This is a genomic window from Pseudomonas sp. S3(2024) (genome assembly GCF_036861315.1).
Taxonomy (GTDB): Bacteria; Pseudomonadota; Gammaproteobacteria; order Pseudomonadales; family Pseudomonadaceae; genus Aquipseudomonas; species Aquipseudomonas putida_A.
This window is the reverse complement of sequence record NZ_JAZAQQ010000001.1, coordinates 121,429-133,665: the sequence shown is the minus strand read 5'-3', so window position 1 is coordinate 133,665 and position 12,237 is coordinate 121,429. Positions and strand designations below refer to the sequence as shown.

The window sequence follows — 12,237 nt, the reverse complement described above, 5'->3', positions numbered from 1 at the left end:
AATTCCGCTCGGGCTGATGTAGGAAGGGCGCCATTCTACCCGTGGGGCAGGGCATGTAAACCGGCACCCTGTTGCCGGATACCGCTAGAATAGCCGCACATTTTTCTCAGGAGGTGGCCGATGCAGGCTCTCGACGCTTTGCTCAACCGTGTTTCCGTTCCACGCCTGGTCGAACCGGCCCCTACCGCCGAGCAGCGCGAAGCCCTGTTTGGCGCAGCCCTGCGCGCACCGGATCACGGCCACTTGCAGCCGTACCGTTTCCTCACCGTCGAAGGCGCGGCACGTGAGCAAATGGGCGAGTTGCTGGCCGAAGCGGCGCAGATGCAGGAAGGCGAAGTCACTGAAGCGATGATCGACAAGGCGCGCAACGGCCCGCTGCGGGCGCCGCTGGTGGTCGTGGTGATCGCGAAACTGCAGGAACACGTCAAGTATCCGAAGGCCGAGCAGTTGCTGGCGGCGGGGTGTGCGGCGCACGGGATTCTGCTGGCGGCGTATGCTCAGGGGATCGGGGCGGTGTGGCGTACTGGTGATCTGGCGTATTCGAAACATGTGGCCCAAGGGTTGGGGCTGGCAGAGGGCGAAGAGGTGATCGCGTTCCTGTATCTCGGCACGCCGCAGAAGGAGCCGCGTGTGGCCGAGAAGGTTGATCTGGCCGAATTCGTCAGCGCCTGGCCGGGCAAGGCCTGACACCACCGATCAAATGTAGGAGTGAGCCTGCTCGCGATAGCGGTGGATCAGTCAATGAATTTTTGTCTGATCCACCGCTATCGCGAGCAGGCTCACTCCTACAGGTTTGATCAGGGTTGCACGACGGCGCCCGGCACCAACGGCAATTCCAGGCTGGCGACAAACCCGCCTTCAGGATGATTGGCCAGCAGCAGACTCCCGCCATGCCGCTCCGCCGCGCGCTTGGCAATCGCCAGGCCCAGACCATGCCCGGCCGCCGTCTGCCCCGGCGCCCGGTAGAACGGCTCGCCCAACTGGCTCAGATGCTCGGCCTGCACCCCCGGCCCGTGGTCGCGCACGCTCACCACAATCCGCTCGCCCTGACGTGTGGCCTGCATTTCGATTGCCTGTCCCACCGGGTTGAAGCGTTGGGCGTTGCGCAGCAGGTTGTCGACGGCGCGCTCGATCATGGTCGGCCAACCGGTCAGCGTCAGGTGTGGTTCGGCATCCAGGCGCACGGTCTGCTCCGGCGAGCCAAGTTGCGCGTCTTTCTGCAAGGTGCCGAGTAGGGCGTTCAGGTCTACCGCTTCGGCACTGGCGTTGTCGGCATCGACTCGCGCCAGCACCAGAATCTCGCTGATCAGCGCTTCCAGCCGATCACATTCGCGGGTCAGGCGTGGCCAGAGCTTTTCCCGTTCTTCCGGGTTGGCCCGTTCCGCCAGTGCCAGCGCAATCCGCAGTCGCGCCAAAGGTGAGCGCAGTTCGTGGGACACATCGCGCAGCAACTGGCGCTGACTGCCGATCAGGCTTTGCAGGCGCGCGCCCATGCGGTTGAAGTCGTTGGCCAGCACGCCAAACTCATCGCGGCGGTTGGCCAGTTTCGCCAGGCTGTTCTGCTGATAGGTGGTCTGCCCCAGATCATGCACCGCACCGCGTAAACGACTGAGCGGGCGGGTGATGGAGAAGGTCACCAGCAGGCTGAACAGGGTCAGCACCACCAGTGCAATGCCCAGCGCACTGAGCGGCCAGAGCAGGCTTTCGCGGTGCCAGGCGTCGAGCTCCGGGTGCGGGATGCGGAAGATGAACAGGTAGGTGTCGCCGGTTTTTTCGCTGGTGAATTCGTCGGTCAGGCGCCGCCAGGGCAGGCGTCGGTCATCGTTGTTCTGCCGGGCTTCGAAGGCGGCGGCGCGACGCGGGAAGGTGCCACGCACCACCGGGTCGCCGCTTTCGTTCAGCACCTGGACATCGATGTGATATTGGCGCTTGCGTTGTTCGAGGATGTCCTGCGCGGCATCCTCGCCCTGGGCTTCGTAGGTTTGCGTCCATTCGGCGGCCAGGGTGTTGAGGCCGGGATGGCGGCTGAGGATCCACGCGTCCTGGTTGAGCATGTGCCCGAGCAGAATCGACAGCCCCGCCACCAGAGCAATGGCCAGCCAGAAGCTTGCGAGAATACGCCAGAACAATGAACGCACAGAAAATCCTCAATCAAACAAAAAACTCAACAATGTGGGAACGGGCTTGCTCGCGAATGCGGTGTGTCAGTCAACATTACTTTGTCTGATACACCGTATTCGCGAGCAAGCCCGCTCCCACATTTGGATTGAGTGGCAACAGAACCGACGGCGTTTAGCCGTCGGATCCGAGGTTATCGCATTATTGCGCTTTTTGCGGTTGTTGCGCTTTCCACGCTTTGAACTCGGCCCATTCGGCGCGGCGTTCAGCCTGTTTCTTCTGGATCTCGTCGAATTTCTTCTGTTGATCCGGTTTCAGCAGGTTGCGTACGTCAGCTTCGGCTTTCTTGTGGTTGGCGGCCATCTCGTCTTTCATGGCTTTCTGGTCAGCCGGCGAGAGTTTTTCCAGGTACTTCTCGACTACCTGGCGACGCTCATGCATCTGCTCGCCCATGATCTTGCGGATCTGATCGCGTTGTTCACGGGACAGGTCGAGTTGGCTGTACGGGCCTTTGCCGTGCTCGCCGTGCATCTGACCGCCGTGGCGTGGGCCGTCGAGCGGGCCACCCATCGGGCCGCCATCCTGTGGCATGGCCATGGCGACGGTTGGCAGAGCGGCAGCGAACATCAGAGCGATAAGAGTCTTGCGCATGGTGTATCTCCTTGTCTCGTTCCCGGTACGTTCCGGATGAGTTCAGATTACGGAGATCAAGGTCAGCGGCGGTCAGCGCTGCGTAAAGCTTGGGTAAAGACGCTTCGATCCCGACCTGACAAATATCTCTGGCAATCCGCCTGTGGCGAGGGAGCTTGCTCCCGCTGGGCAGCGAAGCGGCCCCTCGCTTTTCAAATCAAAAACGAGGGACTGCTGCGCAGTCCAGCGGGAGCAAGCTCCCTCGCCACAGAGAAGCAAACGGTTTACAGGCTGTAGTAGTAACCGCGGCTGCGCAGGGCGACGATTCGCGGGCGACCGTCGGGGTGGGGGCCGATCTTCTTGCGCAGGTTGCTGACGTGCATGTCGAGGCTGCGGTCGTACAGGGTCAGTTTACGGCCGAGGGCCAGTTGCGCCAGTTCCTGTTTGTCCAGCGGCTCGCCGGGCTGCTTGAGCAGGGCTTCGAGCAAACGACTTTCGGAAACGGTGAGAGTCAGTTCTTTCTCGTCGATGCTGACCACCCCACGCACCGGGCTGAAGCTCAGGTCGCCGAGTTCGAGCTGGGTCGACACGGCAGCCGGGTGACTGCGGCGCAGCACGGCGCGCAGGCGCGCGGTGAGTTCACGCGGATCGCAGGGTTTGGCCAGGTAATCGTCGGCGCCCAGCTCCAGACCGAGGATGCGATCCAGCGGTTCGCCACGGGCCGAGAGCATCAGCACTGGCAAGTCGGCGTGTTCACTGCGCAATTGCTTGAGCAGCTCCAGACCGCTGCCGTCGGGCAGCATCACGTCCAGCACCACAGCGGCAGGCGCCGATTCGGCCAGCGCCTTGCGCGCGCTCTGGCCATCGTGGCAGGCGCGTACCTGGAAGCCTTCCTGGCTCAGCCAGCTACTCAGGAGTTCGCACAACTCCTGGTCATCATCAATCAGTAACAGCTCGCTCATGACTCACTCAATTTAGCCATTGCCGACGTTTTCGGCTTGCTCCACTGGCAAAGATACCGCACAGCAGCGCCAATAGCGCTACCCCGGCGCCGGTGACGAACCATTGTTGCTGTTCGGTCAACAGACGCGGCAATGGACTGGCCTGGGCTTCCTTGAGTTGCAGCTTCAGGCGCTGATTCTCCTGGCGCAACCGGGCAAGCAGGGCGCTTTCGCGGGTGTTGTCGGCATTTTGCAGTTGTTTGCTCAGTTCTTCCCGCTGCTGCTCGCTGGCCTTCAGGCGCTGCTGCAGTTCGGTAATCTGACTGCCGGCACTTAACGACAATGGCGTGGAGCTGCCGCTTTCGGTGGTTTCCTCACCATGGGCGGGCGCCATGATCGACAACGTGACCCACATCAGACACAACGGACCTTTGCGCATTGCGATTCCTGCTTGCAAATGGATATTGGGCAGGTTGTCGGCAGGCAAACGAGAATAATGAGCGATTGAGAGCGGTGAGAAGCGTGAAGGTTCAGTGCTTGGAGTGGGTTGAGTGTGGCGAGAGAGCTGTTGTGGTGAGGGGATTCAGCGAAACGTCGCACCGCCCCGATGGGCTGCGAAGCAGACCTGAAATGGGAGCATGCGGTGTGTCAGGCACACCGCATTGGATGGCTTTGGGTTGCTGCGCAACTATCGGGGATAAATCCCCTCGCCACAGAGCCCCTCCACATTCCTTGGTTACGGCAAAACTTGCTTGAACGGCTTGACGATCACATTGGCGTACACGCCGGCGGCGATGTACGGATCGGCGTCGGCCCAGGCCTGGGCGGTGCTCAGGGAGTCGAATTCGGCGACGATCAGGCTGCCGGTGAAACCCGCAGCGCCCGGATCATTGCTGTCGACCGCCGGGTGCGGGCCGGCCAGTACGATGCGGCCTTCGCCCTTGAGCACTTGCAGGCGTTCGAGGTGGGCCGGGCGCGCGGCGAGGCGGGCTTCGAGCGAGTTGGCGACGTCGGTGGCAATGATTGCGTAAAGCATGTCAGTCCTCGGTTTTTGGCGTTGTGGTATCGGCGTCATGCAGATGGCGGGACAGGTAGATGCCCTGACCGACCAGGAACAGCACGGTCATGCCCAGGCTGCCGAACACCTTGAAGTCGACCCAGATGCTCTGGAAGGTGAACGCCACGAACAGGTTGGCAGCCCCGCAGAACAGGAAAAAGGCGATCCAGGCGATGTTCAGGCGGGTCCAGACCGGATCCGGCAGGGTCAGCGCGTGGCCCATGATGCGTTTGATCAGCAGGCGGTCACCGATGAAGTGGCTGCCGATGAAGGCCAGGGCGAACAGCCAGTTGACCACCGGGGCTTTCCATTTGAGGAAGGTCTCGCTATGGAACGCGAGGGTCAGGCTGCCGAACACCAGGCAGGCGATCAGGGTCAGCCATTGGCTCTTTTCCAGCTTGCGCTGTTTGATGAACAACGCGCCGTAGACCACCAGGGAGCTGATGATCAGCATCGCCGTGGCGCTGTAAATACCGCCTACAGTGACTTCGTGACCGGCGATATCGACAACCCGTGGATCAAGTTTGTAAACGATGAAAAACAGCAGAAGCGGGATGAAATCGATGAATTGTTTCACAGTGAGAGCCAGAAGCTGGATGTGGCGGCATAATAACAAACATATGGGCGCGCGATAGCGCCAGCTGATTTGAGGTTACAACTCCCCGTGAATGTTGATTTGCACTGCCACAGCACGGCCTCCGATGGCGCCCTGGCGCCGGCGGTTCTGGTTGCGCGTGCGTTCGAAAACGGCGTGCGAGTCCTGGCGTTGACCGATCATGACACCCTCGAAGGCCTCGCCGAAGCGCGCAGCGCCGCCGAAGAACTGGGCATGCAACTGGTCAATGGCGTCGAACTTTCCTGCACCTGGGGCGGCGCGACCATCCACGTGCTGGGCTATGGTTTCGACGTCAACGCCGCGCCACTGGTCGAGGCGATCGCCCGATTGCACGATGGCCGCTGGCTGCGGTCGGAAGAAATAAGCCGCAAGCTCGGCCTCAAAGGTATGCCTGGTGCCCTCGACGGCGCCCGGCAGATCCAGCAGGAGCTGGGCGACAGCGGCAACGCCCCGGCCCGCCCGCATTTTGCCGACTGGATGGTGCGTGAAGGTTTTGTAAAGGATCGCGCCGAGGCGTTCCGTAAATGGCTCGGCGCCGGCAAGCTGGGTGACGTCAAGCAACACTGGCCGACGCTGGAAGACACCGTCGGCACCCTGCGCGCCGCCGGAGCGTGGGTCAGCCTGGCGCATCCATGGCACTACGATTTCACCCGCAGCAAGCGCCGAAAGCTGATTGCCGACTATATTCAAGCGGGCGGGCATGCAATCGAAGTGGTCAATGGCCATCAGCCCGCGGAACAGGTCGGCAGCCTGGCAATCCTTGCCCGCGAGTTCGGTCTGCTGGTCAGCGCCGGCAGTGATTTCCATGGCCCTGGAGGCTGGTCCGAGATTGGCCAGTACCGGCCGGTTCCCGAGGACCTTCCACCCCTGTGGTGTCGGTTCAAACATGACACAGATATTGCCGCCGTCTGAACAGGTAGAAAACGTGAGTCAATTTTTCCAGATCCATCCGGAAAACCCGCAAGCGCGCCTGATCAAACAGGCAGTCGAAATCATCCGCAAGGGCGGGGTGGTGATTTATCCCACGGACTCTTCCTACGCCATCGGTTGCCAGATCGGCGACAAGACCGCGATCGAGCGCGTGCGCCGTCTGCGCCAGCTCGACGAGAAGCACAACTTCGCGCTGATCTGCAGCGACCTGTCGCAACTGGGCAACTACGCCAAGATCGACACCGGTACTTTCCGCATTCTCAAGGCGCATCTGCCGGGGCCTTACACCTTTATCCTCAACGCCACCCGTGAAGTGCCGCGCCTGTTGCTGCATCCGAAGAAACGCACCATTGGCCTGCGGGTGCCGAGCCATCCGATTGCCCTGGCGTTGCTGGCCGAACTTGGCGAGCCGCTGATGAGCGTGACCCTGATCATGCCCGGCGATGAAGATCCGCTGAGCGACCCGTACGAAATGCGTCAATTGCTTGAACATCAGGTGGACCTGATCATCGACGGCGGTTTCGGCGGGATCAAGGCGTCCACCGTGATTGACCTGACCGGCGACGACCCGGAAGTGATCCGCGTCGGTTGCGGCGACCCCGCGCCGTTCATGGTCGAGGCCTGAATGTCCGCAGTGGAAACCGTTGTCGATCCCCAGGCCGGCGCCCAGCAGGAACTGCCGTTTGCCATGGTCTATGGCCAGGCAGTCACGGAAATGCCGCTGGACCTGTACATCCCGCCGGATGCACTGGAAGTGTTTCTCGAAGCCTTTGAAGGCCCGCTCGACCTGCTGCTGTACCTGATCCGCAAACAGAACATCAACATCCTCGACATCCCGGTGGCGGAAATCACCCGCCAGTACATGGGCTATGTCGAATTGATGCAGTCGGTGCGTCTGGAGCTGGCCGCCGAGTATCTGGTGATGGCGGCGATGCTGGCCGAGATCAAATCACGGATGCTCTTGCCGCGCGCCGAAACCGTCGAAGACGAAGAGGATGATCCGCGCGCCGAACTGATCCGTCGCCTGCAGGAATACGAGCGCTTCAAGGCTGCCGCCGAAGGCATCGACGGCCTGAGCCGGGTCGGTCGCGACGTGGTCGTGCCCAAGCTCGACGCGCCCGAAGCCCGGGCGCGCAAGCTGTTGCCGGACGTCGCGCTGGAAGAGATTCTGATGTCCATGGCCGAAGTGCTGCGCCGGGGCGACATGTTCGAAAGCCACCAGGTCAGCCGCGAGGCATTGTCGACCCGCGAGCGCATGAGCGATGTGCTGGAACGGCTCAAGGGCGGCGGCTTTGTGCCGTTCGTCGAGCTGTTCACCGCCGAGGAAGGTCGCCTCGGTGTGGTGGTGACCTTTATGGCAATCCTTGAGCTGGTCAAGGAATCCTTGGTCGAGCTGGTGCAGAATGAGCCGTTCGCCGCGATCCACGTGCGAGCCCGAGCCGAATAACGAGTCGAAACATGAACCTGACTGAACCCCGCGAGCTGGCGCCCCTGCTTGAAGCCTTTCTGTTGGCCTCGGGAAAACCGCAATCGCTTGAACGCCTCTACGAACTGTTCGAAGAAGGCGAGCGCCCCGAACCGCCGGTCTTCAAGAAAGCCCTGAGCCTGCTGGCCAAGTCCTGCGAGGGCCGCGCGTTCGAGCTCAAGGAAGTCGCCTCCGGCTACCGCTTGCAGATCCGCGAGAAGTTTTCGCCGTGGGTCGGGCGTTTGTGGGAAGAACGCCCGCAGCGCTATTCCCGGGCGCTGCTGGAAACCATGGCGCTGATCGCCTATCGCCAGCCGATCACCCGCGGCGAAATCGAAGACGTGCGGGGCGTGGCGGTCAACACCAACATCGTCAAGACGCTGATCGAGCGCGAGTGGATCCGCATCGTCGGGTACCGCGACGTGCCGGGCAAGCCGGCGATGTTCGCCACTACCAAGGCGTTTCTCGATCACTTCAACCTGAAGAACCTCGAAGACTTGCCACCCTTGGCCGAACTGCGCGAGATGGAAACCGAGCCAGTCCTCGATTTCGATGACGCACCGGTACCGCAGGGCCTGCAGGAACAGGCCGACGCCAGCGCCGAGCCGGAAGAGCCGAAGGAAGAAACCAGCTTCCACACCTTGCTGCTGGAGCTGGACAGCATGGAGGAGGGGATCAAGACCGACTTCGATGATCTGTTGCGCGATGCGGCTGATGGTGAAGCGTCGACGACTGAGCCGGGAGTCGAGACCGTCGAGCCGGCGATTGAAGTTGAACTCGAGACCGAGCCAGAAGCCGAACCGGAAGAGGACGTGCTGGGCGTTGCCGAAGCCCGGGAAAAGCTTCTGGCCGCCGTCGCCGCCCTCGAACAACCGGTGCCAGAACCTGAACCCGAGCTGAGCGAAGAAGAAGCTGAAGCCCGTGCGCTGGCGGAAGCCATCGAGGCCGAACGCCGCGAGTTCGAGGACTGACACGGTTTTCAAGATCACTGGTCAACCCCTGTGGGAGCGGGCTTGCTCGCGAATGCGGTGTGTCAGATATGCATGTATTGCCTGATACACCGCATTCGCGAGCAAGCCCGCTCCTACAGGGGCAAGTGTCGTTCTGGAGTATTCGATGAGTTCCACCAAAGACCCGTGCATCAGCCTGTGCAAGTTTAGCGACGACATCTGCCTCGGCTGTGGCCGCAGCAAGCGCGAGATCCGTGCCTGGAAGAAACTCGACAAGGACGACAAGCGCACGGTGCTGGCCGAAGCCGCGCTGCGTCTGATCAAGCTCGGTGGCGCCGGTCGGCGGAAAAAGAAATAACTGGCGATCGATCAGCTAGTCTCTGATGCGCGATGGCGCACATCCGCGTATGATTCGCGACCCTTCGGCGATCCCTTCGCCCGAAAACCAGATTTCAATGCTTCAGGCGTCGCCTGAACAGACCACACCGGGAGGTGCCCAGATGAGTGACATCAATCAGCAAGACGACCAGGAAATCGGCCCAGCAGGCGAAAAACTGCAGAAAGTCCTCGCCCGTATCGGCGTTGGCTCGCGCCGTGACGTCGAAGCCTGGATCAGCCAGGGCCGGATCAAGGTCAATGGCAAAGACGCCACCCTCGGCCTGCGCGTCGACATGCACGACGCGATCACCATCGATGGCAAGGTGATCAAGCGCGAAGAGGCTGCCGAGTCGGTCCGCCGCGTGATCATGTACAACAAGCCCGATGGCGAAATCTGCACCCGTGACGACCCTGAAGGCCGCCCGACCGTGTTCGACAAGCTGCCGCGTCCGAAAGAAGGCCGCTGGATCAACATCGGTCGTCTCGACATCAACACCACCGGTCTGCTGATGTTCACCACTGACGGTGAGCTGGCCAACCGTCTGATGCACCCGTCCTACGAGATGGACCGTGAGTACGCCGTGCGTGTACGCGGTGAAGTCGATGACGAGATGATCGAGCGCCTGAAAGCGGGCGTGGTGCTGGAAGACGGCCCGGCACGTTTCACCGACATTCAACAGGCACCGGGCGGCGAAGGCTTCAACCACTGGTATCACTGCGTGGTGATGGAAGGCCGTAACCGTGAGGTTCGTCGTCTGTGGGAATCCCAAGGGCTGGTGGTCAGCCGTCTGAAGCGCGTGCGTTTCGGTCCGGTGTTCCTCAACTCCGACCTGCCGATGGGCCGCTGGCGCGAAATGAGCCAGTACGAAGTCGACGTGCTCAGCGCCGAAGTCGGTCTGACCCCGGTGGCGATGCCGCAACTCAACGCCAAGAGCAAGGACAAGCTGGAGCGTATGCAGCGCAAATCGTCGCGGCCGATGGCCAAGACCGAGCGCGTGCGTACCCTGCGTCCAGCCGCTGGCGCGCCGACCGGTCCGCGTCCGAGCCGTGAGCCGCAGATCGAAGGCGAGCGTCCGGGTCGCAAGCCGGCTGCACGTCCGGATGGCGAGCGCGCTCCGCGTGGTCGTACCGAGCGTGGCGAAGGTCGTGCGCCGGCTGGTCGCGGTACGCCGGTGGCGGATCGTCCTGCCGACACCACCAACAAGCGTCCGGCCAAGCCTGCACCGAAGCGTCCGGGGATCAAACTGGTCGACGGCGACAAGCCGTCGGGCAAGCGTCGTGGTGCTCCGGCCGGTTCCGGTCAGCGTCCGGGTTTCGGTCGCAAGAAGCCGGAATAAAGCAGTTGTGAGCTTTGAGCGGCAAGCTTCGAGCTAAAGCAAAAAACGCCACCGCAGGGTTGGCGTTTTTTTTCGTCTGGCGAAAGTATTGTGTTGCCTGAGCCGGCCTCTTCGCGAGCAAGCCCGCTCCCACATTGGATCGGCATCGAACACAAATCCCATTGTGGGAGCGGGCTTGCTCGCGAAGGCGTCAGTCGCTTAAAACACAAACCGCCCATCAAACACTGGCTTGTCATCCAGCGCCAACACCCCGCCAGAGAAGATCAGGTCCAGGTGATGACTGCCCTTGGCCCCACCACCCAGCCCCAGATGCAACCCACAATGCCGCTCTTCGAACCCGGCATTGCGCGCATACAGATCTTTCACCCCTTCATTGGTACCAATCCCCAATTCCTCGATGCGTCGGTTTGACGGGTTGGCGTCCAGGTATTTGTTGAAGTCGTGTTCCAGCCCCGGCACATCGGTGGCGATGCGGCTGATGGTCGAGTTCTCGATCCACAGTTCCAGTGGCGACTCCAGCACGCCGTACTTGCGCGCAAACGGGATGGTGCTGAGGAACGTGCCCTTGAATTTCACATGGCCGTTGATGGCTTCGCTGTGGGTGGCGATTTCGCCGGGGGCCAGGTCGAAGTTGCCGACACCGTTGATGTCGGTCCACTTCTTGATGCTGCTCAGCGGCGTTTCAAACCAGGAGCCGTGGTCGTCCTTGAAGCTCAGCGTCGTCGCTTGGGACATGCGCTGGATCAAGTGGCTGTTGAGCCCGGCGATGCGCTGCGGGGTGACGCTGAAAGTGTCGTAGAAATAGTCGCCGTAATCCTTGAACAGCAGCGACTTCTTCCAGTTTTCCGCCATCACGCCCTGCAGGGCGCGGACGAACTCCGGGCCGTCGGGGCGCGGGTTGGGCAGGGTGGAAGAGTCGTAGAAGAAAATGTACAGATCGCTGTCGGCAATCGCCGCGGTCAGCGTTGCGGTGCTTTCCAGATCCAGGCGACGGGCACTGAACGTGAAGCGGGGATGATCGCCGGCCTGTTCGGCGATGGCGCCGGTCAGGGCTTCGTAATCGGCGGTGTGGCCGAGCAGTACCTTCGCCGAATCGAGACCGGCAAGGGCAGGGTGATGTTCGAGGTAGTAAAGGAAATGCGAGATCGCGCGGGGCTTATCCATGAGTCCTCCCTGACTGACCGTGAAGAAAGCGGCAGGCACGACCGGCCGGATCGTGCCTGCCCGGGGATGTCTTACAGAGGCCACATCGCCGTGCCGAACGGAACCACCGCGTCGGCTTGCATCATTTCCACAGCCGCCTCATGGGTCGGTGCTTCGAACCATTCGTCCAGTTGCAGTTCGGTGTCCAGGTCTTTTTCCAGTGCTTGCATGGTCGATCTCCTAGATGACTTTCACGGTTATGACTGGCCGGTCGAGTTGGCCGGCAAGACGTGAAGAACCTAGTTCAGGGTGTTTTGTAATGCAAAAAATTATTTATTTAAAATTTAAATAAACTTTTTATTCTGTTTTTAAGCGGCGGATTTCTTATTTGAAAACAAAAAACTAAGCGGCAACTTTCATTAGCAAGCTTGCTACCGTCAATTTGCAGACGTCCTACAGAATTTTCCGAAATGGAAAATCTGCGTTACGCGTCGTAAAGAAAAGTTTACGAAAACCCCGATGAAGCCCTGTGGATATACCCCCCTTCCCGACGCTGTAAGGAAAACCTGCCGAAGCCCGGCTGCAAAGGCGTCGCGCAGGGCTCTGGCGCGCTTGTTTCAGCGCTGTTTGCAGGGTGAGATGCGCCTCATGCCTGTCGTGCAGGTGCATAAC

Annotated in this window: 15 protein-coding genes; 7 read left to right on the top strand and 8 right to left on the bottom strand. The window is 61.2% G+C overall.

Annotated features, from left to right (window positions below; translation table 11 throughout):
* Positions 1-120 precede the first annotated feature (120 nt).
* Positions 121-687, top strand: coding sequence for a nitroreductase family protein (locus VLA07_RS00660; protein WP_333988236.1), 567 nt, complete (start codon positions 121-123; stop codon positions 685-687).
* 110 nt (positions 688-797) lie between these two features.
* Here VLA07_RS00660 and VLA07_RS00655 read toward each other — a convergent pair whose 3' ends face one another.
* The 6 genes from VLA07_RS00655 to VLA07_RS00630 all read right to left on the bottom strand — a co-directional run bounded on the left by VLA07_RS00655 (position 798) and on the right by VLA07_RS00630 (position 5,323).
* Positions 798-2,138, bottom strand: coding sequence for a sensor histidine kinase (locus tag VLA07_RS00655; RefSeq protein ID WP_115987976.1), 1,341 nt, complete (start codon positions 2,136-2,138; stop codon positions 798-800).
* A 181-nt stretch (positions 2,139-2,319) separates the two neighbouring features.
* Positions 2,320-2,769 carry a Spy/CpxP family protein refolding chaperone gene (locus tag VLA07_RS00650; protein WP_047600020.1) on the bottom strand — a complete coding sequence of 150 codons (450 nt, stop codon included), beginning with the start codon at positions 2,767-2,769 and terminating at the stop codon, positions 2,320-2,322.
* 263 nt (positions 2,770-3,032) lie between these two features.
* A complete protein-coding gene (locus VLA07_RS00645) occupies positions 3,033-3,710 on the bottom strand; it encodes a response regulator transcription factor (protein WP_007966021.1) in 678 nt (225 codons plus the stop codon).
* Between the two features lie 7 nt (positions 3,711-3,717).
* Entirely contained in the window at positions 3,718-4,128 is a 411-nt protein-coding gene (locus VLA07_RS00640) for a translation initiation factor 2 (RefSeq protein WP_247267734.1), read from the bottom strand.
* A gap of 297 nt (positions 4,129-4,425) precedes the next feature.
* The gene (locus VLA07_RS00635) at positions 4,426-4,725 is read right to left on the bottom strand and encodes a YciI family protein (protein WP_247267733.1); all 300 of its coding nucleotides are present in this window, start codon (positions 4,723-4,725) and stop codon (positions 4,426-4,428) included.
* Between the two features lies 1 nt (position 4,726).
* Positions 4,727-5,323, bottom strand: a complete 597-nt coding sequence (locus VLA07_RS00630) for a septation protein A (protein WP_027613975.1) — start codon at positions 5,321-5,323, stop codon at positions 4,727-4,729.
* 87 nt (positions 5,324-5,410) lie between these two features.
* Here VLA07_RS00630 and VLA07_RS00625 point away from each other — a divergent pair, with 87 nt between their 5' ends.
* The 6 genes from VLA07_RS00625 (at position 5,411) to rluB (ending at position 10,422) form a co-directional block, all read left to right on the top strand.
* On the top strand, positions 5,411-6,274 hold the full coding sequence (locus VLA07_RS00625) for a PHP domain-containing protein (RefSeq protein WP_027613974.1): 864 nt from the start codon (positions 5,411-5,413) through the stop codon (positions 6,272-6,274).
* A gap of 13 nt (positions 6,275-6,287) precedes the next feature.
* A complete protein-coding gene (locus VLA07_RS00620; protein ID WP_007966016.1) occupies positions 6,288-6,917 on the top strand; it encodes an L-threonylcarbamoyladenylate synthase in 630 nt (209 codons plus the stop codon).
* Between the two features lie 123 nt (positions 6,918-7,040).
* On the top strand, positions 7,041-7,739 hold the full coding sequence (locus VLA07_RS00615; RefSeq protein WP_171061841.1) for a segregation and condensation protein A: 699 nt from the start codon (positions 7,041-7,043) through the stop codon (positions 7,737-7,739).
* An 11-nt stretch (positions 7,740-7,750) separates the two neighbouring features.
* Positions 7,751-8,728: an SMC-Scp complex subunit ScpB gene (gene scpB / locus VLA07_RS00610; RefSeq protein ID WP_333988235.1), complete on the top strand. Its 978-nt coding sequence runs from the start codon at positions 7,751-7,753 to the stop codon at positions 8,726-8,728.
* A gap of 145 nt (positions 8,729-8,873) precedes the next feature.
* Positions 8,874-9,065: a DUF1289 domain-containing protein gene (locus VLA07_RS00605; RefSeq protein WP_047292462.1), complete on the top strand. Its 192-nt coding sequence runs from the start codon at positions 8,874-8,876 to the stop codon at positions 9,063-9,065.
* Positions 9,066-9,207: 142 nt separating this feature from the next.
* A complete protein-coding gene (rluB, locus tag VLA07_RS00600; RefSeq protein WP_027613970.1) occupies positions 9,208-10,422 on the top strand; it encodes a 23S rRNA pseudouridine(2605) synthase RluB in 1,215 nt (404 codons plus the stop codon).
* Positions 10,423-10,620: 198 nt separating this feature from the next.
* On the opposite strand, the gene VLA07_RS00595 is transcribed toward rluB, so the two are convergent.
* Entirely contained in the window at positions 10,621-11,586 is a 966-nt protein-coding gene (locus tag VLA07_RS00595; RefSeq protein WP_041073062.1) for a hypothetical protein, read from the bottom strand.
* A 71-nt stretch (positions 11,587-11,657) separates the two neighbouring features.
* The gene (locus VLA07_RS00590) at positions 11,658-11,795 is read right to left on the bottom strand and encodes a hypothetical protein (RefSeq protein WP_003222780.1); all 138 of its coding nucleotides are present in this window, start codon (positions 11,793-11,795) and stop codon (positions 11,658-11,660) included.
* Positions 11,796-12,237 lie beyond the last annotated feature (442 nt).